Annotated in this window: 24 protein-coding genes and 5 tRNA genes; 20 read left to right on the top strand and 9 right to left on the bottom strand. The window is 43.3% G+C overall.

Features of this window, described 5'->3' with window-relative positions; all coding sequences use genetic code 11:
* Positions 1-241 precede the first annotated feature (241 nt).
* Positions 242-1,207, bottom strand: coding sequence for a leucyl/phenylalanyl-tRNA--protein transferase (gene aat / locus ABJF92_RS11450; RefSeq protein WP_446815922.1), 966 nt, complete (start codon positions 1,205-1,207; stop codon positions 242-244).
* Positions 1,208-1,513: 306 nt separating this feature from the next.
* On the opposite strand from aat, the gene ABJF92_RS11445 reads away from it, so the two are divergent.
* The 7 genes from ABJF92_RS11445 (at position 1,514) to cobA (ending at position 9,809) form a co-directional block, all read left to right on the top strand.
* Positions 1,514-2,374 carry a hypothetical protein gene (locus ABJF92_RS11445; RefSeq protein ID WP_446815921.1) on the top strand — a complete coding sequence of 287 codons (861 nt, stop codon included), beginning with the start codon at positions 1,514-1,516 and terminating at the stop codon, positions 2,372-2,374.
* A gap of 123 nt (positions 2,375-2,497) precedes the next feature.
* The gene (locus ABJF92_RS11440) at positions 2,498-5,275 is read left to right on the top strand and encodes a DNA translocase FtsK 4TM domain-containing protein (protein ID WP_446815920.1); all 2,778 of its coding nucleotides are present in this window, start codon (positions 2,498-2,500) and stop codon (positions 5,273-5,275) included.
* A 30-nt stretch (positions 5,276-5,305) separates the two neighbouring features.
* Positions 5,306-5,920 (top strand): outer membrane lipoprotein chaperone LolA, encoded by a 615-nt coding sequence (gene lolA, locus ABJF92_RS11435; RefSeq protein WP_446815919.1) that lies wholly within the window; start codon positions 5,306-5,308, stop codon positions 5,918-5,920.
* Positions 5,920-7,275: a replication-associated recombination protein A gene (locus ABJF92_RS11430; RefSeq protein WP_446815918.1), complete on the top strand. Its 1,356-nt coding sequence runs from the start codon at positions 5,920-5,922 to the stop codon at positions 7,273-7,275. The genes lolA and ABJF92_RS11430 overlap by 1 nt, the downstream gene beginning before the upstream one ends.
* Complete coding sequence (gene crcB / locus ABJF92_RS11425; RefSeq protein WP_446815917.1) at positions 7,272-7,643, top strand: fluoride efflux transporter CrcB; 372 nt, start codon at positions 7,272-7,274, stop codon at positions 7,641-7,643. Before ABJF92_RS11430 ends, crcB begins: the two co-directional genes overlap by 4 nt.
* Before the next feature lie 67 nt (positions 7,644-7,710).
* Positions 7,711-9,012, top strand: a complete 1,302-nt coding sequence (gene serS, locus ABJF92_RS11420) for a serine--tRNA ligase (RefSeq protein ID WP_446815916.1) — start codon at positions 7,711-7,713, stop codon at positions 9,010-9,012.
* 53 nt (positions 9,013-9,065) lie between these two features.
* The gene (gene cobA / locus ABJF92_RS11415) at positions 9,066-9,809 is read left to right on the top strand and encodes a uroporphyrinogen-III C-methyltransferase (RefSeq protein WP_446815915.1); all 744 of its coding nucleotides are present in this window, start codon (positions 9,066-9,068) and stop codon (positions 9,807-9,809) included.
* Between the two features lie 44 nt (positions 9,810-9,853).
* Here cobA and ABJF92_RS11410 read toward each other — a convergent pair whose 3' ends face one another.
* From ABJF92_RS11410 to hpf, 6 genes are all read right to left on the bottom strand, one after another.
* Positions 9,854-10,174, bottom strand: coding sequence for a TusE/DsrC/DsvC family sulfur relay protein (locus ABJF92_RS11410; protein WP_446815914.1), 321 nt, complete (start codon positions 10,172-10,174; stop codon positions 9,854-9,856).
* A 4-nt stretch (positions 10,175-10,178) separates the two neighbouring features.
* Entirely contained in the window at positions 10,179-10,460 is a 282-nt protein-coding gene (locus ABJF92_RS11405; protein WP_446815913.1) for a DsrH/TusB family sulfur metabolism protein, read from the bottom strand.
* Positions 10,461-10,462: 2 nt separating this feature from the next.
* Positions 10,463-10,810 carry a DsrE family protein gene (locus ABJF92_RS11400; RefSeq protein WP_446815912.1) on the bottom strand — a complete coding sequence of 116 codons (348 nt, stop codon included), beginning with the start codon at positions 10,808-10,810 and terminating at the stop codon, positions 10,463-10,465.
* A 3-nt stretch (positions 10,811-10,813) separates the two neighbouring features.
* Complete coding sequence (gene tusD / locus ABJF92_RS11395; protein ID WP_446815911.1) at positions 10,814-11,206, bottom strand: sulfurtransferase complex subunit TusD; 393 nt, start codon at positions 11,204-11,206, stop codon at positions 10,814-10,816.
* Positions 11,207-11,303: 97 nt separating this feature from the next.
* Positions 11,304-11,963 (bottom strand): Bax inhibitor-1/YccA family protein, encoded by a 660-nt coding sequence (locus tag ABJF92_RS11390; protein ID WP_445975120.1) that lies wholly within the window; start codon positions 11,961-11,963, stop codon positions 11,304-11,306.
* Between the two features lie 145 nt (positions 11,964-12,108).
* A complete protein-coding gene (hpf, locus tag ABJF92_RS11385) occupies positions 12,109-12,420 on the bottom strand; it encodes a ribosome hibernation-promoting factor, HPF/YfiA family (protein ID WP_446815910.1) in 312 nt (103 codons plus the stop codon).
* 235 nt (positions 12,421-12,655) lie between these two features.
* On the opposite strand from hpf, the gene ABJF92_RS11380 reads away from it, so the two are divergent.
* The 12 genes from ABJF92_RS11380 to ABJF92_RS11325 all read left to right on the top strand — a co-directional run bounded on the left by ABJF92_RS11380 (position 12,656) and on the right by ABJF92_RS11325 (position 20,899).
* The gene (locus ABJF92_RS11380) at positions 12,656-13,480 is read left to right on the top strand and encodes a DnaT-like ssDNA-binding domain-containing protein (RefSeq protein ID WP_446815909.1); all 825 of its coding nucleotides are present in this window, start codon (positions 12,656-12,658) and stop codon (positions 13,478-13,480) included.
* A complete protein-coding gene (locus ABJF92_RS11375; RefSeq protein ID WP_446815908.1) occupies positions 13,416-14,201 on the top strand; it encodes a replication protein P in 786 nt (261 codons plus the stop codon). The genes ABJF92_RS11380 and ABJF92_RS11375 overlap by 65 nt, the downstream gene beginning before the upstream one ends.
* Before the next feature lie 110 nt (positions 14,202-14,311).
* Positions 14,312-14,953 (top strand): response regulator, encoded by a 642-nt coding sequence (locus ABJF92_RS11370; RefSeq protein WP_446815907.1) that lies wholly within the window; start codon positions 14,312-14,314, stop codon positions 14,951-14,953.
* Positions 14,954-14,969: 16 nt separating this feature from the next.
* Positions 14,970-16,793 carry an excinuclease ABC subunit UvrC gene (uvrC, locus tag ABJF92_RS11365; protein WP_446815906.1) on the top strand — a complete coding sequence of 608 codons (1,824 nt, stop codon included), beginning with the start codon at positions 14,970-14,972 and terminating at the stop codon, positions 16,791-16,793.
* Between the two features lie 41 nt (positions 16,794-16,834).
* The gene (pgsA, locus tag ABJF92_RS11360) at positions 16,835-17,395 is read left to right on the top strand and encodes a CDP-diacylglycerol--glycerol-3-phosphate 3-phosphatidyltransferase (RefSeq protein ID WP_446815905.1); all 561 of its coding nucleotides are present in this window, start codon (positions 16,835-16,837) and stop codon (positions 17,393-17,395) included.
* 96 nt (positions 17,396-17,491) lie between these two features.
* Positions 17,492-17,566, top strand: a tRNA-Gly gene (locus ABJF92_RS11355).
* A 23-nt stretch (positions 17,567-17,589) separates the two neighbouring features.
* Positions 17,590-17,663 (top strand) — tRNA-Cys (locus ABJF92_RS11350).
* Between the two features lie 10 nt (positions 17,664-17,673).
* A tRNA-Leu gene (locus ABJF92_RS11345) sits at positions 17,674-17,760 on the top strand.
* A gap of 408 nt (positions 17,761-18,168) precedes the next feature.
* Positions 18,169-18,894, top strand: a complete 726-nt coding sequence (locus ABJF92_RS11340; protein ID WP_446815904.1) for an outer membrane protein — start codon at positions 18,169-18,171, stop codon at positions 18,892-18,894.
* 329 nt (positions 18,895-19,223) lie between these two features.
* Positions 19,224-19,730: a hypothetical protein gene (locus ABJF92_RS11335; protein ID WP_446815903.1), complete on the top strand. Its 507-nt coding sequence runs from the start codon at positions 19,224-19,226 to the stop codon at positions 19,728-19,730.
* Positions 19,731-19,853: 123 nt separating this feature from the next.
* On the top strand, positions 19,854-20,282 hold the full coding sequence (locus tag ABJF92_RS11330) for an acyl-CoA thioesterase (protein ID WP_445975103.1): 429 nt from the start codon (positions 19,854-19,856) through the stop codon (positions 20,280-20,282).
* Positions 20,283-20,503: 221 nt separating this feature from the next.
* A complete protein-coding gene (locus tag ABJF92_RS11325; protein ID WP_446815902.1) occupies positions 20,504-20,899 on the top strand; it encodes a hypothetical protein in 396 nt (131 codons plus the stop codon).
* A 160-nt stretch (positions 20,900-21,059) separates the two neighbouring features.
* On the opposite strand, the gene ABJF92_RS11320 is transcribed toward ABJF92_RS11325, so the two are convergent.
* Together ABJF92_RS11320 and ABJF92_RS11315 are read right to left on the bottom strand one after the other, a co-directional pair.
* Positions 21,060-21,144 (bottom strand) — tRNA-Leu (locus ABJF92_RS11320).
* 69 nt (positions 21,145-21,213) lie between these two features.
* Positions 21,214-22,440, bottom strand: a complete 1,227-nt coding sequence (locus ABJF92_RS11315) for an EAL and HDOD domain-containing protein (protein ID WP_446815901.1) — start codon at positions 22,438-22,440, stop codon at positions 21,214-21,216.
* Between the two features lie 171 nt (positions 22,441-22,611).
* Between ABJF92_RS11315 and ABJF92_RS11310 the strand changes: the two genes are divergently transcribed.
* Positions 22,612-22,687: transfer RNA gene (locus tag ABJF92_RS11310), tRNA-Ala, on the top strand.
* The last annotated feature ends 71 nt before the right edge of the window (positions 22,688-22,758 follow it).

The following is a 22,758-nucleotide window of genomic DNA, read 5'->3' as shown; positions in this document are numbered from 1 at the left end:
TTTAACTAATAGTTAGTAGGCGTCAGCCTAATGGGTATTCGAAGTTAGGGAATGTTTATCCACACGCTGAAGCCAGTGGACTTGTTTGTACCTTCCCTAGAGCCTGATGGCAACGAATAACGTATCAATTGAGCGCTGTAAATGTTTAGTCGAAAACGCTAACGAGCGACGCCTTAATTTTGATCGTGCATATTCTGCCTAAAAAACCACCGTAAGGCAAACTTAGTTGGCTGTTTTGAGGTTAATTCGATACTAAAATCATCAGATCGTCATTTTTCTTAGCTATATCTGCCAGTCTTGTATTTTTGTTTGATGTAGGGATGTGTGCAGCAAGTTCGCCAATAAATTTCGTTCTAGGCATGAGTTTTGCACCAAGCGACAGCATATGCTCAGACTCCACTTGGCAATCAATTAATTTAATGTTGCTCTGGTTGGCCAATTCACAAAGCGTTTTGAGGGCGATTTTTGAAGCATTAGGAACTAATGAAAACATGGATTCACCAAAAAAAACGTCTCCCATGGCGACGCCATAAAAGCCGCCAACAAGTTGTTGATCGAGCCAAACTTCAATGGAATGGGCATAGCCTAAGCTGTGTAGTTTTGTGTAAGCGTTTTGTATGTCACTGCTGATCCAAGTGCCTTCTTTTTGTTCTCGTAGTTGAGCGCAATGGCATATAACCTGCTCAAAAGCCTGGTTGCAGGTGACTAACCAAGCTTGTTTTTTAAGTGCCTTATTAAGAGACCTTGATGTGTGAAAATCACCTGGTATAAGGGTGCAGCGTTGGGCTGGATGCCACCAAAGTATAGGGTCGGGGTCACTATACCAAGGGAAAAAGCCATGTTGGTATAGATGAATTAGGCGCTCAGAGCTTAAATCACCACCGATGGCACATAAGCCTTCAGGGTCTTCTAAAGCACGATTAGCATCTGGCGTATCAAATGGACTTTCTGACAACAAAACTAGTTCAGGTTCAAGGGATATAGGTGACATAAATTTGTAAACCATTGCTTTACAGAAGATATTTATCTTAACAAAAGCTTTCTGTAAGGGAATTGAGAAAAAAAACTTAAAGTTATAGTCTTTTTCGTCGATAGATGAATTAAGCAAAAAAAATCGTTTCTCTTGTGATTTAGATGCACAATTATTGTTGATATCTTGCTCTAATGTGCATGCATTATTCAAAAGAAAAGGTTTTTTTAGGCTCATTGGGTGTTTTTTACTCAAAAAAACGAGATAAATGCAAAAAAATGAAAAAAAAGTGCAAGGATGGCTTGACCCACTATGGAAAACTTGGTTTTAATCGAGGTATTCCGAAACGGTGATTCAAATACCAAACGATTTGCAGTGTTAGGAACGACTTTAAATTTCACTATTGTGTAATTTGTCATAAAAGTGAAATTGATAGGTTTTAGAATACTTGAAATTGTTGATTTACCAACGTTTCTTGTTCAAAGAAGAAACTTACTAATAGGTCTATAAAGACCACATAATATAATTAAAGGGGAATCTTGAATGAAAGCGATTAAACTTGCTTCTGTGTTTGCGGTAACTGCTGTTGCAGCTGCTGTTTCTACTACAACTATTGCTGCAGAGCCAGTTTTCAAAGGTACTGCTGGTCTTAGCTACAAGTCTGTTGATAAGGGTGCTGATTCTGCAGGATCTGAAGGTGAAGTAAACATCATCGGTGATACTGGTCTTGTATATTTTGACCTAGATATGGAAGGTGACTCTACTGGTTCTGACGGTGGTTTCGACCTTGATGAAATCTATGTTAAGCAAGGTGCTGTACAGTTCGGTGACTTCGATGGCTCTATGGGTGATGATGCTGCATTCAGTGCTGGCGTTGAAGAAGATCTAGATGATGCTAAAGAAGATCTAGGTACTGGTCTTGGTATCCGTTACGCAGTAAGCGATGAACTAACCGTTGCTCTTGAAGTTGCAGAAGGTGAAAACAAAGGCGCTATAGCGTTTAACTACGCAACTGATGTTTCTGGTGTTACGTTGGGTGTGTCTGGTGGCGCAAGTTCAGATGAGCATATCCTTACTTTAGGTGCAAGCATTCCTGCAGGCATTGCAACTATCACAGCTTTCTATCAAACAGGTTCTTTTGTTGATACGGCTACTACTGATAAAGATGCAAGCAACTACGGTTTGGGTCTAGATCTTGCTTTAACGGAAGAACTTTCTGCTGCAGTTCAGTACTATACTCTTGATGGTGAAGACTCTGCTGGTGTTGATCGTAAAGACGATGGCCTAGTTGAAGCGACTGTTAACTACACTGTAGGTGATATCCGTTACTTCGCTACATACGTAGATTATGAAGACAAAGCAACTGCAGATTACTCTGTAGTTGGTGCTGAAGCTTCTTTCTAAGATTTCCCTTTCTTAGAGTAAAAGCGAAAGCCAGCCCTTTGGGCTGGCTTTTTTTATGTTAAGCTAGGCAATAAATTCACAGCTTTAATGTGTGTAGCAATTAACATAAATGGGAATGCGATTTTGGCGAGAAGTACAAATGAGTCGGTAAGATCACCAATTAGGGATATGTTTGCCAAGCAGGCGGCTTTTATTGCTGCACTATTGGTGCTGTTTTTTTTGGGGTTGGCAACCTACAGTTATCATCCACAGGATGCCGGTTGGTTCTATTCTGGCAATGGTGGTGTGATACAGAACTCAATGGGGCCCATCGGTGCCATTTTAGCGGATCTCGCCTCAGGATTTTTTGGCAGCCTATTTTACTCCCTTCCTCCTTTATTTCTTTGGGTAGCCATTATTCTATGGCGTAACCCGCATCAATTATTACCCATCAATAATGCTCTGTTGTGTACTTTAGGTATTCTTCTCTATTTGTCTTTTGGTTCCGTGCTGTGTTTTTTACACACGGTTGGTGATCCTAATTTACAATACGGTACAGGTGGCATTTTAGGTCGTGGCTTGGGTGTTATTTTATTTCATTTTATTGGCTATGACGGCGCAACATTGGTGAGTTTGGCGTTGGTGATATTGTCATTTACGTTGCTCTCACAATTACACTGGCTGGCTTTGATGGACTCGGTGGGGGAAAAAGCTTATCGATTCGTAGCGAAGCTAAAAAAGCGTTATCAAGCCTCTAAAGCTGAAAAACGTGATAAGCAAAATGAGCAAGGCGAATCCTATCAAGACGATTTGAATGCGGAAGACGAAGAGCCCGCCATCGTTCGTAAAAAACGCCGTGCGCTATTAGCAGGCCTTACTGGCAATAAAGCTAAGGCTGAAGCAATCGATAATGAACAAACTAAATTGGCTGAAGCTCAGGATTTATCACTTGCTATCAAGAATGAGGCAGAGATTGAGGAGCCAGTCGAATCGGAGTTAGAGAGTGGTAAGGCAGTGTCAAAATGGCGTTCGCTGTTTTCTCGTAAGGAGAAAGTAGGCCAAGACTCAGCTGAGCAAAGAGAATATAACGAGCCTGAGTTTAATGGTTTAGATGACATCTTGTTCGATGAGCAGGATGTCAGTATTGCCGATACCTTATACATAGAGGAGGAATGGGAGTCCACTAAACCAGTATCCCAAGCGCGTGAGCTGAAGAAAGAAGAATTGCCTGCTGAGGATGAGGCCTTTGCCACAGTCAGCGAAGATCAAGCCGATGCATTGTTGTTTGGCAAAACCGAAGAAACACAAAGCTCTCATACCTCTCCAAAAACTGCTGAGATTCCAGCCCACAAACCAACAGTGCGAACTCTTTCTGAGGCTAAACAATTAGATAGCCTGAATAATAGTCCAGACAATTCTAGTGAAGATCATAAGGCCAAAACGTATTCCTTACCAGATCGCTCCGTATTGACGACCCCTAAACCTAAAAAGGGTGGCTACACCGAAGATGAGCTATTAAGTTTGTCTGATTTGTTGGAGCAGCGACTACGCGAGTTCGGAGTAAAAGCCGAAGTCGTTGAAGTAAACCCCGGCCCCGTGATTACGCGTTTTGAAATTCAACCTGCGGCGGGTGTTAAGGTTTCAAGAATCACCAATTTGGCAAAAGATTTAGCCCGTTCACTGAGTGTATTGAGTGTGCGAGTGGTCGAGGTGATCGCAGGCAAATCGACAATTGGTATCGAGATACCAAATCAAGTGCGTGATACGGTGTATTTTGCTGAGGTCATTAACTGCGAAATGTACGATAAGGTGTCCTCTCCCTTAACTTTGTCCCTAGGTCATGACATTTCTGGCGAGCCTGTTGTGGTGGATTTAGCAAAAATGCCCCATGTGTTGGTAGCGGGTACCACAGGTTCAGGTAAGTCGGTTGGGGTTAATGCCATGATCTTAAGTATGTTGCTTAAATCAACCCCAGATGAAGTGCGCATGATCATGGTAGACCCGAAAATGCTAGAGCTTTCCATTTATGAGGGAATTCCGCACCTATTAACGCCTGTCATTACTGATATGAAAGATGCTGCAAATGGTTTGCGCTGGTCCGTGGATGAAATGGAGCGTCGCTATAAGCTGATGTCTAAGCTAGGGGTGCGAAATATTGCTGGCTACAACAAAAAGGTCAGGGATGCTATAGATGCCGGTTCGCCAATCGAAGACCCTTTATGGCAACCTGAAGACGCTATGTTCTCTCAGGACGGTGTGGCTCGTACCGTACCTCATTTAGAGCCTTTGCCTTATATTGTGATCGTGGTAGATGAATTTGCCGATATGATGATGATAGTGGGCAAGAAGGTGGAAGAGCTGATTGCCCGTATTGCTCAGAAAGCCCGCGCTGCAGGTATACATCTTATCTTGGCGACCCAACGACCTTCGGTGGATGTGATAACCGGTTTGATAAAGGCGAATATACCAACTCGAATGGCTTTCCAAGTGTCATCGAAAATTGACTCGCGTACGATTTTGGATCAAGGCGGTGCCGATCAATTGCTGGGAATGGGGGATATGCTCTATTTACCAGCAGGGTTGCCAACGCCAATTCGTGTGCACGGGGCGTTTGTTTCAGATGATGAAGTACATGGTGTGGTTGAAGAATGGAAGCAGCGTGGTGAGCCCGAATACATTAATGATGTGGTGGTGAATCCTGAAGATCTAATGACAGGGGATGACAATGATGAAAAAGATGCCTTGTATGATGAAGCTGTAAAAATAGTGATTGAAACCCGTAAAGCTTCTATCTCTTCTGTGCAGCGTCGCTTAAAAATAGGCTATAACCGAGCGGCTAACCTAGTAGAAGCTATGGAAGCCGCTGGCCTTGTTGGGCCGATGGGAACCAATGGCCAAAGGGAAGTGTTGATCCCCGAATAATCGCTAAACGTTTTAATTTTGGAGAATACCTTGTTGAAAAACATTATCGCTGTATTGGTTGTTGGTTGGGCAAGCGTTACCTACGCGGCAACATCGGCTAGTACCGCTCTAGAATCCGTACTGGAAAAGAATCGAAATATCGAAGGGGAATTTCGCCAGGTCACCTACGATGAGGCAGGTAAACAGCTGCAAGCCAGTGAAGGTATATTTTTGTTAGCCAAACCGAATCAATTTGTTTGGGACACTGTTTCACCTTATCCACAAAGAATTTTGTCTGATGGTGAAAGCATAACTGTCTGGGATGTGGACTTAGAGCAAGCCACGAAGAAGCCGCTAGCGGGTGCCATCGGTAATTCTCCGGCGGCGCTCTTGGGGCAACCGGCGGCGCAAGTGCTGCCTCATTACCAGATTAGCCAATTAGGGGATGAAAAGTTTCGGTTGTCTCCAAAAGAGTCGGATACTCTGTTCCAAAACTTAACTCTATCTTTTCGCAGGGAAGTAATCAGTGCCATGGGCATTGTTGACTCTCTTGGCCAGATGACAGTAATTGAGTTTAAAAATGTCGAGCCTCATGATGGGGTGGCTAAAGAAAACTTCTCGTTAGAGTTACCCGCTAATGTGGACGTTATCGTAGAAGGGCAATAATGCAGGACTTGTTTGCTGAGATGTCATCGGGCGCTTACCAGCCTCTCGCGTCACGCATGAGGCCCACCGTATTGGATGACTACATTGGTCAGTCCCATTTGGTTGGCCCCGGTAAACCCTTGAGACGAATGGTTGAAACCGGTCATTGTCATTCTTTTATCCTATGGGGTCCGCCAGGAGTAGGAAAAACCACTTTCGCACAACTTCTTAGCCATGCGCTTTCGGCGCAATTTATCGAAATTTCTGCTGTTATGTCTGGGGTAAAAGAAATTCGTGCGGCGGTTGAGCAAGCGCAGCAGTGCCGTGCGATGAAGGGCTCTCAGACTGTGTTGTTTGTGGATGAGGTACACCGATTTAATAAGTCTCAGCAAGATGCTTTCTTGCCTTACATCGAAGATGGCACCTTTTTATTCATCGGAGCGACCACTGAAAATCCAGCGTTTGAACTCAATTCAGCACTGTTGTCCCGGGCTCGAGTTTATCGGCTGAAGACTCCCGCAGTAGAAGACATCTCCAAGGTGCTGAATCGCGCTTTGCAAGACGACAATCAAGGTATGGGGCAGAAAGGCCTGCTTATTAGTCGCGAGCATTTAGACATACTCGCTCAAGCCGCTGATGGGGATATTCGTCGTGGGTTAAACTTTTTAGAAATCCTCTCGGATCTAGTTGAGCCAAATGTTGCGGTAAGCCAAGAGCAGCTTGAAGATGTGCTTGGCGGCAGCTTGCGTCGATTTGATCGCAATGGGGATGTGTTTTATGACCAAATTTCGGCCTTTCATAAGTCAGTACGTGGCTCATCCCCAGATGGCGCCTTGTATTGGATGGCAAGAATGCTTGATGGTGGTTGTGATCCTTTATATATCGCTCGACGTTTACTGGCGATCGCTTCTGAAGACATAGGCAATGCAGACCCAAGAGCCCTCCAAGTCGGTCTTAATGCTTGGGATGTTTTCGAGCGTGTTGGGCCAAAAGAGGGTAATCGAGCAATTGCTCAAGCGGCTGTGTATATGGCCTGTGCCCCCAAAAGTAATGCAGTTTATATGGCATTTAGTCAGGCTAAAGCTGATGTAGCCAGTCAGCCAAGTTATGAAGTACCTATCCACCTACGCAATGCACCAACCTCTTTAGCGAAAAGCATGGGGCATGGGGATGAGTATCGCTATGCGCACAATGAAGAACATGCGTATGCGGCGGGGGAGCAATATCTTCCCGAAGCGCTGCAAGGAACTCGATATTATCAGCCAGAGAAGCGTGGTTTAGAGCAAAAAATTGGCGATAAGCTTAATTGGCTCTCCGAGTTAGATGCGAACAGTCCAGTTAAACGTTACCAAGACGTATTTAAGGGCGCAGAATGATGTATTTGATGATTGCCCTAGGCGGTGCCTTTGGTGCTCTAAGTCGCTATGAGATGGGGCGCTGGATCAATGGCTTTTGGAGCTTGCCTTTTCCATTCGCCACATTAGTGATTAATGTGTTGGGTTGTGCCTTGATGGGTATTGCCTTTGTGGTGATCAATGAAAGATTACCTTCCTTGGAAGCTTATCGTCCGCTTATCATGGTGGGCTTTTTAGGAGCCTTCACTACCTTTTCGACTTTTTCTTTAGAAATTGTCGCGCTTATTAACATGCAGGCTTGGCTAAGTGCCATAAGCTATTTATTATTGAGCTGTATATTGGGGGTCGCCGCTTTGGCGATTGGAATAGCGCTCGCGCGATTATTTTAACCCGTTAATTTTTGATTTTTTGCGAACACTAAGTTCGTTGATATTGTTAAAGGATACTGTTGCTAAGATGTTAGACATTAAAGCGCTGCGCGCTGACCCCGAAGCCATTGCCGAGTTACTCAAGAAAAAAGGATACGAACTGGATGTGGCTACTTTTTCTTCCTTAGAAGAGCGTCGTAAAAGCATTCAGGTAGAAACGGAGAATTTGCAGCAGTCTCGTAACTCAGTATCGAAAGAAATTGGCCAAGCTATGAAGGCTGGCGAAAAAGATAAAGCGGCACAGCTAAAAGCCCAAACAGCGACTTTAGGGGATGATTTAGCCGCGGCTAAACAGCAGTTAAATGATGTGCAGCAAGCGATGGACGAACTGCTTGAAGGCATCCCAAATATTCCTCATAGCTCTGTACCAGATGGTAAGACGGAAGACGATAACATTGAGATTCGTCGTTGGGGTGAACCTAAGCAATTTGATTTCGATGCGAAGGATCATGTTGATCTAGGTGAAGCATTGGAGCTTTTAGACTTCGAAGCCGCCGTAAAAATTACCGGTTCACGCTTTGCCGTTATGCGTGCAGATCTCGCGCGTCTTCACCGTGCATTGACTCAATTTATGATCAATACCCATGCGGATGACCATGGTTATTCAGAAGTTTATGTCCCTTATTTGGTGAACGCCCATTCACTAAAAGGAACAGGCCAGCTACCGAAATTTGAAGAAGACCTCTTCAAAGTGCCAGTGGATAAAGAAAGTGGTAATAACGATCTTTATTTAATCCCCACGGCAGAAGTACCTGTTACCAACTTGGTGCGTGACGAAATCCTAAACGATGCAGGTCTACACAAGAAATTTGTTGCCCATACGCCTTGTTTCCGCAGTGAGGCAGGCAGTTACGGACGTGATACTCGAGGTATGATTCGTCAGCATCAGTTCGAGAAGGTTGAATTGGTTCACGTGTGTCGTCCAGATCGCTCTGAGGCTGTGCTAGAAGAGTTAGTGGGTCATGCTGAAGCCATTTTGCAAAAACTAGAATTACCTTACCGTACTGTGATTCTTTGTGGTGGAGATCTAGGCTTCTCTGCTCATAAAACCTACGACATCGAAGTATGGCTTCCAGGTCAAGGCAAATACCGTGAAATCTCTTCTTGTTCAAATATGGGAGACTTCCAAGCGCGCCGTATGCAAGCTCGCTGGCGTAATCCTGAAACGAATCGGCCTGAATTGGCACATACCTTGAATGGTTCAGGTTTGGCGGTAGGGCGTACTCTAGTGGCCGTTTTAGAGAACTATCAGAACGCCGATGGCAGTATTACCATTCCTGAGGTGTTGGTGCCTTATATGGGTGGCAAAACACAGCTAAACAAAGCCTAAAAATTGATTTGAAAGCCTCTTTTAAAGGGGCTTTTTTATAGAGTAGATGCATTATGACGGGTAAGGTTTATTTAATTGGTGCAGGGCCGGGTGATCCTGAGCTGCTGACATTAAAGGCACACCGCTTATTAATCAGTGCTGATGTGGTGTTGTATGACCGCTTAGTGGGAAAAGACATCATTGATCTGATACCAGAGTCGGCAGAGAAAATGTATGTGGGCAAAGCAAAGTCACTGCATAGCTTGCCTCAGGGGGAAATTAACGTTTTGCTGGCCAAGAAGGCACAGGAAGGCAAAATGGTGGTGCGTCTGAAAGGCGGAGATCCATTTATTTTTGGCCGTGGCGGGGAAGAACTTGAAGAGTTAGTGGAAGAGCAAGTGCCTTTTGAAGTCGTCCCTGGAGTGACGGCAGCTGCGGGTTGTGCTGCCTATGCGGGCATTCCTTTAACCCACAGGGATTATGCTCAATCCGTACGGTTTTTAACGGGGCATCTAAAAGATGGCACTACAGATCTGCCTTGGGATGAGCTAGTCCATCCAGCGCAAACTCTGGTTATTTATATGGGCTTGACGGGCTTAGCTGATATCACTCAATCACTCCTAAAATTTGGTATGTCTGCCGCTATGCCGGTTGCCGTCGTAGAAAAAGGCACCACAAGCGAGCAGCGCGTCTTTACCTCCACCATTGCTGATATATGTTCAGTGGTGAATGAGCAGGAGGTGAAATCTCCAGCCTTGTTAATTATTGGCGAAGTGGTTACCTTGCAAGATAAGCTAGAATGGTACGGTAAGTACTAGAAGATATTAGTGTATAAAAAAGGAGTCGAGAGACTCCTTTTTTATTACAGGCAGTTAGCAGGTTTGGGTAATCCGGCGATTTTTGCCGCCAGTTTTGGGGGGCTGCCTGGGAATAATGTCATTAAATAAATACTACGGCCTTTTTCGCTTCCCAATGATTTACTCACCGCTTTTACCAAAGGGCGCATCGCAGGAGAAAGCCCATACTCCTCATAAAAGTTTCGTAATAAATGAATTATCTCCCAGTGTGCATCGCTGAGTGCTACACCTTCCTCTGCCGCCAATTGCTCAGCCAATTCGGCGGACCAATCTGCTAAATCGAGCAGATAACCTTCTTCATCTAAAATCGTTTTATCTAGTGTCATAATTTTACCAGCTAATGTGTCTATCGGCTGCGAGGGTGGTGTCTACCCATTCCATTTCGGAAATTGGGGTGCCTGCATCAGGTTCTAAACCGTAGGCCTCCGCATCGGACTGCAGGAAATACAATGGAATGTTTTTACTCTCTAGCCATGCTAAAAAAGGGGGGGATTGAAGGCGCAATATAGCCTCTTCAATTAGCATAATGGCATCACCTGGCTGCAAACTCTGCTGCCATAGAGCTTCTAATTCAGCAGAATAGGCGTATTTATTGAGTTGAAGGAGCGTCATAATTAAAACCTAAAAACCTGTTGATACTGGCCAAACAGCTGTTGCCATTGTTGCGTTTCAAGTGTTTGTATTCCTTGCCAACTAAGTTGTGGTATAGCTAAGGCTTGCTGGCGTTCAATAAAGACGTTTTCAATATCGTAGAATTCTAAGCCATCTAGCAACTTATTGAGATTCTTGCCGTGGATCGAGTTTGGATTTTGTTTGTTACTCAAAATCGATAAAGCAGGGCCCGAAATACAAAGGTCTACTGCTTGTTCAAAGGTCGCTAACACCAAAGCAAGGTCGAGCCCTTCTTTACAGGCCAAGTTACTAAAAGGATCACTACTTAAGTGAATGAGGGTGTTTTTCATAGATTACCTAAATTGAATAACTTTATTTGTGCTGTTCATGAGTTCAACCAATGTCCCTAGGCCTTCCAGTTGAAATTGTGGCGCTAAATTGAATTGGGTGGCTTCATATCGCGTTGCTTCATCTTTACTCAAAATACCTCGACGAACCGCCGCCGCAATACAAAGATACAGTGGAACTCCATGCTCTTCGCTAAGGCTCTGCCATGCCGCTAATAAATTGACTTCATCTCGTGGTGGTTGAGTGAGCGAGTTGCCAATCTGCACCGCATCTTGATAGAAAAAGACCCCTGTAATCTGCGCGGTAGGGTGCTCAAGGGCACTTTTTATAAAGCGTAAGGCGCTGTGGCAGGCCTTGCTTTGATAAGGGTCTCCAGTCACTAAAAGAGCGTATTGCATGGCGTGATAACCTGATATGGGCTTGTGTTTGGTGTAAAACTAAATTTTACACAACAAAAAGGCCGCAGTCTGCGGCCTTTTGGATTCAAATAAGGAATTACTCGTCGCGAGCCATGCCTAAAAGAGAAAGGATGCTTAGGAACATGTTGTACAAAGATACATACAGGTTCACGGTTGCAACAATATAATTGGTTTCACCACCACGAATAATTTCACTGGTTTGTAGCAAAATGATTGCCGCAGAGAAAAGTGCAAAACCCGCTGAGATAAAGATCTGCAAAGCTGGCATTTGTACAAAGAAGCCTGCGATCACAGCAAACAATAGTACAAAGAAACCAACGGTTATGAAGCCGTTAAGAAAGCTGAAATCCTTTTTAGAAATAAGTGCGTAAGCAGATAGACCTAAAAACGACAAACCAGTAATACCCAAGGCGCTCATAATCAAGCTAGCACCGTTTGAAAGGCTTAAGTAAGCGCTAAGGATAGGACCTAAAGTTAGACCCATAAAACCTGTTAAAGCAAAAACACACAGAATACCTAGAGAGCTATTTTTGAATTTGTGGGTTGCAAACAACAAACCATAAAAGCCCACAAGCGTAATGATCAATCCTGGGTGAGGTAGTTGAAATGCCATGCTTAAACCAGCGGTAAAAGCACTGAATAGCAAGGTTAACGATAATAGACCATAAGTATTTCGCAACGTTTTATTCGCTGTTTGTGACGTATGTGTCGTCGAAAGAGCTTCTGTGTAACGCATTGGAGTGACTCCTATTAGTTTAAAACCTATATAGGGCTAATATGGGGTCGAATGATGCAAAACTCAAGTAGTATTTGGGGGTTGTTCAAAAACTTAACAAAAAAGTACTGCGCCAAATGATAGCGCAGTGCTGTTGGGTAATGGTCTAGGCAAGAGCGGTTTTGTGTTGGCCAGCAGCTATTTTGGTTTTGTGCTTACCTATTTGTCGAGCCAGTTTATCTATCATGGAGTCAATCGCATGGAATAGCCTATCTTCGGAAGATGCTGCAAAAATATCTTTGCCGGGTAAGTGAAGTATTGCTTCGGCTTTTTGGGTTTTGCTGTCTTTAAGAAGGGTAATGTTAATGGAAGTGATTTGGTCGCTTAGTTTGGCGACACGGCCAAGTTTTTCATCAATGTGTGACTTAATCGCAGGGGTGATATCAAGATGGTGGCCAGTAATATTAATGGTATGCATTCGTTTCTCCTCAACAATGAAATAGATAAAACGTGATGTATTGCCTTTAAAACTGATGTCGACTATTCCAGCATAGGGGGCCATTTTGACTCTGTCAATAAATGCCATGTGTTGATGTTTTGCGGTATGACACTAAAAATAGTAGCGCTATTGCGGTGTAATTTGCTCTCGGGTTATCGTGCTAATAGCAAAGGCTTTTGATAGACTAGTACGCTAATTATATGAAGCGAGCTTTATGTTAGACAACGATTATTCACTGCCCATTTCATTATCAATGGCGGCTAAAATTGGTTTAGAAGAGACGGTATTGCTAAGCTATTTAAAGCAGCAAGCCTATCTTGTTGGTGGTATCAGCTTAGCAATAGATATTCATCAGCTGAGCCGACAATTACCCTTTTTGAAAGCACCTCAACTATTGAGGCTGTTGGATAACTTGCAAATAATCCAGCTTATTAGCTATCAACGACAGGGTCAGGTATTGCAAATACAGTTTTCGCCTGCAGATAAAGAAGAGGTGAAAGCACCTATGTCGGCACCTGCCACTCAAATAGGTGAAGACCCTATCACGGCGAAAGTGGATCGACTGCAAAGAGAGTCACGCTCACAAACGGCGCCTGTGACCCCAGGCGTTAGGCCGGTAACGGAAAGAGCCCCAGAAGCTAGGCAGTCAATTCGTCAGGATTATGCGCCAGCCTTGCCGACCGTGAATGACCGTCGTGGAGTAACCGACTTTGATTTGTACTTGGAGCAAAAAGAGCGTTCCCGGCAACCGGATCAGTGGTTGCCTGAGGAAGCGACTTTAGAACAAATTACTCAAGCGGGCATCACCCGTGAGTTTGCGGTTTCTTTGCAAACAGAGTTTTTATTAAGAATTAAAGAACAACGTAAAAATGTAAGAACTTGGAACAGCGAGTTTTTTAAATACGTAAAACGTCAGTGGCAATATAAACAATCGGATCGGTCTTCATATGAAGGAACCTCAGGCAGTTCAAAATTTGGTAAAACCTCTAGAGAACAGGTTAGCGACGCCCTCACCAACATCCACGACACAGACTGGTAATAGTCACTACAGAGACGAGCCAAAAGCCGAAGCCAACGAAGCCGAGCAAAAGACTCGTGTGTTGGTTAACATGCTGTTTGCGCGTTTTAAAGCTATCTATACCCATAAGTTTGCTTCGGCTTACAGCAACCCCGACGAAGTTAAACTGGCAAAACGTGAATGGGCCATTGCCCTAAAAGGCTTTCAAGAACCTTTATTGGCCTACGCTGTTGAGCGAACAAAAGAAGAATACGCTTGGCCACCGACGATTTCCGAATTTTTGAAACTCATTAATACCGCCTACAAAGCTTATGGTTTGTTGGACCCAAGAGCTGCTTACCTCGAAGCCTGTTCATGTCGGGTAGATCCTTTAACTTTTCATTGGCGTCATCCTGCGGTTTTCTTTGCGGCCAGTGATGTAGGTTGGTATAAACTTAAAAGCGAAGAAGAGCGAGTTACTTGGCCCTTGTTCGAAGCCAGTTATTTAAAAATTGTGGATCGAGTGATTGCAGGGGAACGCTTAGTGGTTCCCAAAGTTGTGCTGATAGAAAATCAACAAAACTTAAGTCTTACCGATATAACACAAGCGATTGCAGAAGCGCTTTCTTTACCAGAAGAAGCCATCGCACCATTACTGTATTACACACAAAAGACCTATGGAACGGGGATTCGAAAAGCTTATCGAGCTAAGAGTCAGGAAAAGCTTACTGAAATGGGCTATAAGGGAATCTTGCCAGAATAAAGACGACAAGCGGATCTATGTCGATATTTCTGTTTAGTATGATCGTTGTCTACATAGTTTAATTTGACTGGTCAAAAAGTGGATCAGGGCAAAAGTAGGTCGAGGTAATTATGATAAAAGTTTTGTTAGTAGACGACCATTATATCGTCGTCGATGGTATTCGTCGTGTGCTGGAAGACGTTGATGGCATACAGGTGGTTGATGTGGTTAAGAGCGGTGAAGATGCCGTTAAGCAGTCAAAAACCTTATCTCCAGATGTTGTGCTAATGGATGTCCATATGCCAGGTATTGGCGGCTTAGGAGCCACTAAAGAAATTAAACGTATTTGCCCTAGGGTTAAAGTTATTGCCTTAACCGCATTGGATGATAGCTTGTATCCAGTGAAACTATTAGAAGCGGGTGCTTCTGGCTATATTAGCAAAGGGACGAATTCGGATTGCCTTATTGAAGCGATTCAAGCCGTGGCTCAGGGTGGACACTATATTTCAAATGACATCGCTCAAAAAATGGCGCTGTCTAAAGTCTCGTTGAATGGTCAAGGTTCTCCATTGGAACAGTTGTCAGATCGAGAGCTACAAGTTGCCCAAATGATCATAGACTGTAAAAAACCGCATGAGATTGCCGAGCAACTTGTGGTTAGCCCAAAAACCGTCAGTACCTATCGTACCCGAATTTTTTCTAAGTTAAACATAGAGGGTGATGTGGAGCTGATGCACCTTGCCATGCGTTATAAAGTATTAGGTATGGGGTAACACCCCAGAGGTTTGTTTGAGTCCATTAGAGTTTGATGCGAAACACTTTATTAGCCACCTGACGACCCGACCAGGTGTGTATCGCATGTATGATAAGAAAGGGGACTTGTTATACGTAGGTAAAGCGAAAAACCTCAAAAATCGAGTGTCTAGCTACTTTCGTGGTGCTGGTTTAACCACCAAAACCATGGCTTTGGTGAGTAAAATTGATCACATCGAAACCACCGTGACGAAAAGTGAAACGGAGGCTTTGTTACTAGAGCAAACGCTGATCAAACAACATCGGCCTCCCTACAATATCTTGCTTAGAGACGATAAATCCTACCCCTATATTCTACTCTCAGAACATCGTCATCCGGCGTTACTATTTCGTCGCGGCACGAAAATTGAAAAAGGCACATTGTTTGGGCCTTTTCCTAGCGGTACAGCAGTCAAAGAAAGCCTGAACACCATGCAGAAGGTTTTTAAGGTGCGTCAATGTGAAGACTCAACTTATGCAAACCGTTCTCGACCTTGCTTACAGTATCAAATCAAGCGGTGCTCAGGGCCTTGTGTGGGGCTGATAGAAGATAGCGAGTACGAAGCAGACGTTCGACATGCCAATATGTTCTTGCAGGGTAAGAATCAGCAACTAAATGCCGAGATTACTGAGCAAATGACGGCTGCAGCCTCGGATATGGAGTTTGAACGAGCGGCTGAGCTACGTGATCAAATTATACAGTTACAACACATTCAAGAGCAGCAGCACGTGTACGGACAAACCGGCGAAGCCGATGTTCTGGCCTGCATTATTCAGCCGGGTGGCCTATGTGTGCACGTAATGATGGTGCGTCGAGGCAAGGTTGTAGGCAGTAAAAGTTACTACCCTAAAATGCCAATAGAAGTGAGCGAGGCCGAATTACTGTCGACTTTTATCGCGCAGTTTTATTTGAGTGGTGCGCAGGAGTTGCCTAAAGCTTTGATTCTCAGCCATGAGTTAGAAGACACAGAAATTTTAACGGCGGGAATTTACGAAACTACACAAAAACGCATCGAAGTGTTGCATAATGTTAGGGGGCAGCGTGCTAGGTGGTTGGATCTTGCTAAATTGAATGCTGAGCAAGGTTTGCAATCGCGATTAGCAGATAAGCGCAATCACTTTAGTCGAGTGGCGGCTTTGCAAAAGGTATTGGGCTTTAGTGAGCCACCGAGTCATATGGAGTGTTTTGATATCAGTCACTCAAGTGGTGAAGCAACCGTTGCATCTTGTGTGGTTTTTGGTCCTAACGGTCCCGATAAAAAACGTTATCGCTCTTTCAACATTGAAGGTGTGGAACCTGGGGATGATTACGGGGCCATGAAGCAAGCTTTAACTCGTCGCTATAAACGGGTCAAAAGTGGTGAGCTTGAGGCTCCGGATGTGTTATTGATTGACGGTGGTAAAGGTCAACTAACCCAAGCTGAAACCGTCTTGAAAGAGTTAGGCTTGGTGGACATATTCCTTTTAGGCGTCGCCAAAGGGGATACTCGAAAACCGGGGTTAGAAACCCTTTACATAGGCTCGAAAGAGGATGAAGTGGTTCTGCCTCCTGATTCTGTGGCGTTGCACCTCATACAACACATACGAGACGAGGCGCACCGCTTTGCAGTAAAAAGTCACCGTCGCAGAAGAGATAAAAAGCGCCGACATTCTGCTTTGGAAGAGATTCCAGGCATCGGCCCAGGACGACGCAAAGAGTTGTTAACGACTTTTGGTGGTTATCAAGAAATTCTATCTGCGAGCCAAGAAGAAATTGCCAAAGTGAAAGGCATAAGTGCTAATAAAGCCGCTGAAATTTACAATCACCTTCATAAAAACTGAGCCAATTACTTAGGCTTAACTTTAACAACATTAGGAAAACCATGAACATACCTAACATCTTAACGTCAGTACGGATTTTTATGATTCCGATCCTCGTGGCGATTTACTATTTGCCATGGGAAGGTCGTTATTATGCCTGCGCTGTGATCTTTGCTTTAGCGGCTATTACAGACTGGTTAGATGGCTATTTAGCGCGTAAATTGAACCAGACAACCCCCTTCGGTGCTTTCTTTGATCCGGTGGCGGATAAGGTCATGGTATCGGTAGCTCTGGTCATGTTAGTGGCCAGTTATGCTCACCCATTATTAACCTTGGCAAGTGCCGTGATAGTCGGACGAGAGATTGTTATTTCAGCGCTTCGTGAGTGGATGGCTGAAATGGGTAAACGTGCAAGTGTTGCCGTGTCATATGTTGGCAAGTTGAAAACAGCTATGCAGATGTTAGCAATATTCATTTTATTAGGTACACCACCAGGCTCAACCTGGGCATTTATCGGACAAAGTGTACTAGTAGTAGCAGCCTTGTTAACTTTATGGTCCATGTATGTCTACTTAAAAGCAGCATGGCCAGAGCTAATGCCTAAAGAGTCGAACGAAAAGTAACCAAATATAAAAAAAGTCGCTAAGTTAGTTATTTATTTGGTTTTTTTCCTTGACCTAAGCTCAGAAATTCATAGAATATGCACCATCTTTTGAGACGCGGGAATAGCTCAGTGGTAGAGCACAACCTTGCCAAGGTTGGGGTCGCGAGTTCGAGCCTCGTTTCCCGCTCCATCTTAAAAGAGTTCTGATAGTTAGGCCGGATGGCAGAGTGGTCATGCAGCGGACTGCAACTCCGTGAACGCCGGTTCGATTCCGACTCCGGCCTCCATATCAGAAATGCCCGGGTGGTGAAATTGGTAGACACACAAGACTTAAAATCTTGCGATAGAAATATCGTACCGGTTCGATTCCGGTCCCGGGCACCATTTATGGTGCCTTTTTTTTTGCCTGCACTTTCTTATCTAGTTCAATCCCTTTAAATATCGACTCTCCAGCATTTTCTTAGTGTTACTTCAAATTGTCAGATTTTCCGCTTATATGCAGTCTTTTCTAAAATTCTGCATCGAAACTGCACTGCACATTGCACCGGAGAATATTCAATAACGTCTATTGAACCTTCAGACTTATTTTATTTATCTCTCGAGTATTTAGTCAAAAAAGTATTGATTTTTCTGCTAGCGTTTAAAATTTAAAATTAATGAGGATGGTGCAAGGTTGTCATAATAAAGATTGAATTTGATGTGTATTCTGCTAATAATTAAAGTTGTAAGGGAGTGTAAACAGTAAACGGATTTTCTTAAGTTATCTAAAGCTGAAAACTAAGTAGGTCTTTTATGAGTTTAAATGTAATGAAAAAAGCCATAATGGCTTCTAGCCTTTTATATACTTCCGCCAGTCTGGTCGCTGCACCCCAATTTTACGGTGTTTTAGAGCTTGGTAACTCGAAAAGTAAATTTTCCAATATAGATACTTCTATTGCTAAATCCACAGCAACAACTGACGTAATCAGTGACTCTGATAGCTCTTCTTTTTTTAGTGTCGGTGTTGGTATTGACTGGGAAAATAGCCCGCTTAGATCTGAAATTGTATATACATCGTTTGGTGATCAGAGCTTTATAGATGATACTGTTTTTGTTAGTAGTACTGCTAGTAATGAGCGAACTACTACCACGATTAAGCAAGAGTCGTTCATGTTTAATACTTTGTACGATATCGATATTAAAAGTAATGTTTTCAAACCTTATGTGGGCGCAGGTGTTGGTGTGCTGAGATCAGATGTTAGTGCAAAGCAGTTAGATTCACCTGTAGGTACTGGTAGATCAGCTTCTTTTGCTGAGGTCTCTGATACAAATTTTATGTGGAGCCTAGTGGTAGGTGCAAATTATAAAGTGACTGAAAAAGCGGCGCTTGGATTTGGTTACCGTTACACTGATGCTGGAAAAGTGAGTACAGGGAACAATTGTGTAGGGTCTGATGCCTTTATCTGTGATACTGATGAACAGCATTCCGCGGATCAAAAGTCTAATTTATTGTTTGCTAGTATGAATTACTATTTTTAATAGTTGAATATTATCAATAGATAGCTCGTAGAATCGTATATGTGAATTTAGCCTTTACTATGTCCACTACACTAAAATCGCACCATTTATGGTGCCTTTTTTTGCCTCTGAATTATTGATCCTTCAAATCAAGTCCCTCCTTCTTTCTGTTTACTCTGTTATTTTAATGTTCTGTAACGTGTTCTGTGATTGTTTGTAACTGAAATAGCACAAACTGTGTGCTTTTGTTTCTGTCTCTTGGTTTGTCTCAGTTATCTGTGCGTTAATACACACATTGAAGTTTAGTTATTGTTTTGTGTGTGGTTGTGGGCTTTACAGGCAGTCAGGATGTGGCTACCACAATGGGGGTTGAGCAGGGTAGCTATATTGTACGGGGATATGAAGTGAATAAATTCAAAGATTTTTTAGAAAAAGGCGCGCTTTTTCAACTGGCCAAAGTGGATGTGTCGCTTTGCTCTGAGGGTCGTTTAACTCTAGATGAAAAACACCAGCCCGATTTTTTCTGCCTGATTTGCAATGAAAGCAACAAGCATGATCTTGTTGCTGATGAATCAAAAAATCACCTTGCTACTGATACCTTGGACTTAACCTTTAGTTGTCGCCAGTGTGTGAGTGCTTTTAAACATATTTCCTTGCGAGTATTAAGCCCTAGAGGTATTTGCACGCACTATGATCATGGCCGCAAAATGAGTATGCAGAAGCTCTCTGATTCCGTTTCTTTATGTACTACAGGAATCAAGGTGAACAATAGAGTCAATGGTTTGTTGAGTCGGTTTCCACATAACCATCCTATTCGTGGTTATGAATATGAGTTGGATACACAGAAAACGCAGTAATTAGTGATAACCCTTTAAAATTTCTTAGGCCGCTTATAGAGCGGCTTTTTCTTGTCTGGTATTTGCTCAAGCTTTCTTGCTAGTATTTGATGATAGGCACAACCAAAGCTTCAAAGGATGCATATGTCTGAGTCAAATGAAAAATCTAAGGTAAGGCTAACGACACGTACGGTGGCAATGCCAAGTGATACCAATCCAGCAGGTGATATCTTTGGTGGCTGGGTTGTATCGCAAATGGATATCGCGGCAGGGATATGTGCGGGCCAGCGTGCACAAGCTCGTGTGGTTACGGTAGCAATCGATAGTATGAGTTTTATTAAGCCGGTAAAGGTGGGGGATATATTGGGTGTGTACACCTGTGTGGACTCAGTAGGGCGAACATCGATGAATGTTAGAGTTGAGGCTTGGGTGCGGCGTGGCCGCATTGGTCAGCGTGAAAAGGTGACTGAGGCCATGTTCAAATTTGTTGCCATTGATGAAGAGGGAAAATCTACCCCGATACCAAAAGTAGAAGATCTACCAGATTATGTGAATCACGGTTTTGATGATTAAATTCATGGTAATTAGACGAAAAAAGCGATTAATAAATTAATTGCTTTTTTTATGTGACTTGATAAAAGAGTATTCACACAAACCTGAGTTTAAGTCCGAAGTGCGGCACTTATCACTGAGTTTAGGGCTATTAAGTGAGGTGCTTTTGCTTCGCTGATTCTACAAAGGAAAGTTCTATGGCTTATCTGGTTCGATTTATCCTTAAGTTAAAAGAAGCCTTATTGAAGAATACATCACACGCAATATCTGGAGTCGACACAAAGTGCAATGAAGTGAGTGGGAATGCGTCACTAACATCGCGAACTATATTGCAGAAAGAAGTTGCTGAGATCCTGAACAAACAATTTAAGGATGCAAAAATAAAGCAACGAAACTCCCATAACTGGGGAAGTATCGGTTCGAAAGTTGAGCGAGCAGCATTACAGTGTGAAGGGATCATAACCTTAAGGTGCGAAGAGAGTTTGTCGGAGTACTTTGAAAGAGTGTTACCAGCGCTGAGATCGTTAGCTGAATCCTATCGGATGGATACAAGTGACGAAGATGGCTACGCACTAGGTACGGTACGTGAAGTAGAAAATGCCCTAATCTCTTATTTTGAAGCCATGAAGGAATGCTAAGGGGTGAAAGAAGCAGTCTTATTCTTAGAGCCAATATAGGGCGATGATTATATGAACCGCCTTCAAAAGCCAGATGCGAAGAGGGTTGGACTAAATATAAAAGGGGCAATCCCAGGAACAACAAAGCCCTAGCTAAAGAATAGCTAGGGCTTCATCTAAATGGTACCAGTAGGCGGACTCGAACCGCCACGCCTTTCGGCAACGGATTTTGAATCCGTCGTGTCTACCAATTCCACCACACTGGCTTTGAAAAAGGTGATGCGTATTTTAGGGTTTTTTATAACCCTGTCAATCATTTGCAAAAAATAAATGTGTTATTTGAGTGAATTGATGACATTGCTTGCCCAAACAATAGATTCGAGAAAGGCAAGGTTGAGTTTTTGCCTTTCTTGATCACTTAGTTTGTTGAGTCTAGACCACTTTTGCCCTTCACAACTAAGGGTCTGTTTTAATATTTCGCCTAGGTTGCCAGACCCAGATAAGATGGCAGAGCTGATCTCATTAGATAATGCGATTTGTTTCAAGATGACACGCTTTTCTACCCCGAAAAGGGTATCAATTCCAGATAGAAGGCCTGTTGTGAAAGCTGCATCAGTGAGTTCTGGGTATTTATCTTCACAGATTTTTTGGCAGCAGCTGCCTCGCGCCAAAAGGATTTTAAATATAGATTTTGGCTGGTCAGAAGAAGAGGTTAAGGTAATCAATAATGCCCATTTCTTGAGTTCCTTAAGGCCGATAAGAACCACCGCATCTTTAATCGAGTCAACTTTTTTACTCAGCCCGCAGACAGGGTTGTTGAGTATGCGGAGCAACTGAAAAGACAAGGTAGGATTTTGAGAGACAAGGGCTGATATTTGCTCAATTGAAACATCGGCATCTTGCAGTGCGTTAACCAAGGACATGGCGCCGTGAGTGGCAGTATCAACCACTTTACCTTTAACCAGTTTTGGTCTTTGCAAATAGTAGCCTTGAAAAAGTTCAAACCCCATATCTTTGCACACATCAAACATTACTTGGTTTTCAACTTTTTCTGCCAGTAATGTAATTCCCATGGCTTTTAGTTCAGCGATTTGTTTGGCAAAACGCACTGGGTGTGTATGCAGAACATCTACCTTTACAATAGAAACCCAGGGCAATAATGCTTTGTACCCTTCGCTAAACTGATAGTCATCTAACGCGAAAAGGTAACCAGCCTTATGCCAAGTTTCTACTGCTTCAACAAACTCAGGAGTAAGTTGCTGGTCTTCAAGTATCTCGATATAGATGGACTTAGGGTCAATCGGAATGAAAGCATCCGAAAGCAGCACCCCTGTCGTCATATTAATAAAAAAAGGCTTTTGTAGCTGAGACTCCAGCATGGTGATACCAATGCATAAGTTTGCCAGTACTCTATTGGTTGCCTGATTTCCATCAGACACATTGGCGTGTGAAGGACTGTCCTTTTCACGGAAAAGTAACTCGTAACCAAATATTTCATTGCTCAATGAAAGTATCGGCTGTTGAGCCATCATTAGATCATTCAATACGTCAGGAAAATCCATAATTCAATTATATTGTGAGTTCAGAAAGAGCAATATACCATGTGTTTTAAAGGGAGTTTGTGAAAAACAAACACATGTTAAAGACTTTAATTTCCTTAAAGTTACGATTTCTTACAATTATTTATTGACAGGTTTTTTCCTCAGCCATAAAATGCTCGGCGATTAATTAGTGGGGCTATAGCTCAGCTGGGAGAGCGCTTGCATGGCATGCAAGAGGTCTGCGGTTCGATCCCGCATAGCTCCACCATTAATTTCTTCAAATCTCCCTTCTTTTTTATATCTCCCAAGGTTAGGCTTGTGATTCGCGTTTTAAATGCG

The organism is Marinomonas sp. (assembly GCF_039940335.1).
GTDB lineage: Bacteria > Pseudomonadota > Gammaproteobacteria > Pseudomonadales > Marinomonadaceae > Marinomonas.
The sequence above is the reverse complement of the archived record's forward strand: the minus strand, read 5'-3'. Positions and strand labels throughout refer to the sequence as shown.

Coding starts and splice junctions, on each gene's coding strand:
- aat (WP_446815922.1), bottom strand. CDS start 1,207: ATGAGCCTAAAAAAACCTTTTCTTTTGAATAATGCATGCACATTAGAG.
- ABJF92_RS11445 (WP_446815921.1), top strand. CDS start 1,514: ATGAAAGCGATTAAACTTGCTTCTGTGTTTGCGGTAACTGCTGTTGCA.
- ABJF92_RS11430 (WP_446815918.1), top strand. CDS start 5,920: ATGCAGGACTTGTTTGCTGAGATGTCATCGGGCGCTTACCAGCCTCTC.
- crcB (WP_446815917.1), top strand. CDS start 7,272: ATGATGTATTTGATGATTGCCCTAGGCGGTGCCTTTGGTGCTCTAAGT.
- serS (WP_446815916.1), top strand. CDS start 7,711: ATGTTAGACATTAAAGCGCTGCGCGCTGACCCCGAAGCCATTGCCGAG.
- cobA (WP_446815915.1), top strand. CDS start 9,066: ATGACGGGTAAGGTTTATTTAATTGGTGCAGGGCCGGGTGATCCTGAG.
- ABJF92_RS11410 (WP_446815914.1), bottom strand. CDS start 10,174: ATGACACTAGATAAAACGATTTTAGATGAAGAAGGTTATCTGCTCGAT.
- ABJF92_RS11405 (WP_446815913.1), bottom strand. CDS start 10,460: ATGACGCTCCTTCAACTCAATAAATACGCCTATTCTGCTGAATTAGAA.
- ABJF92_RS11400 (WP_446815912.1), bottom strand. CDS start 10,810: ATGAAAAACACCCTCATTCACTTAAGTAGTGATCCTTTTAGTAACTTG.
- tusD (WP_446815911.1), bottom strand. CDS start 11,206: ATGCAATACGCTCTTTTAGTGACTGGAGACCCTTATCAAAGCAAGGCC.
- ABJF92_RS11390 (WP_445975120.1), bottom strand. CDS start 11,963: ATGCGTTACACAGAAGCTCTTTCGACGACACATACGTCACAAACAGCG.
- hpf (WP_446815910.1), bottom strand. CDS start 12,420: ATGCATACCATTAATATTACTGGCCACCATCTTGATATCACCCCTGCG.
- ABJF92_RS11380 (WP_446815909.1), top strand. CDS start 12,656: ATGTTAGACAACGATTATTCACTGCCCATTTCATTATCAATGGCGGCT.
- ABJF92_RS11370 (WP_446815907.1), top strand. CDS start 14,312: ATGATAAAAGTTTTGTTAGTAGACGACCATTATATCGTCGTCGATGGT.
- pgsA (WP_446815905.1), top strand. CDS start 16,835: ATGAACATACCTAACATCTTAACGTCAGTACGGATTTTTATGATTCCG.
- ABJF92_RS11340 (WP_446815904.1), top strand. CDS start 18,169: ATGAGTTTAAATGTAATGAAAAAAGCCATAATGGCTTCTAGCCTTTTA.
- ABJF92_RS11330 (WP_445975103.1), top strand. CDS start 19,854: ATGTCTGAGTCAAATGAAAAATCTAAGGTAAGGCTAACGACACGTACG.
- ABJF92_RS11315 (WP_446815901.1), bottom strand. CDS start 22,440: ATGGATTTTCCTGACGTATTGAATGATCTAATGATGGCTCAACAGCCG.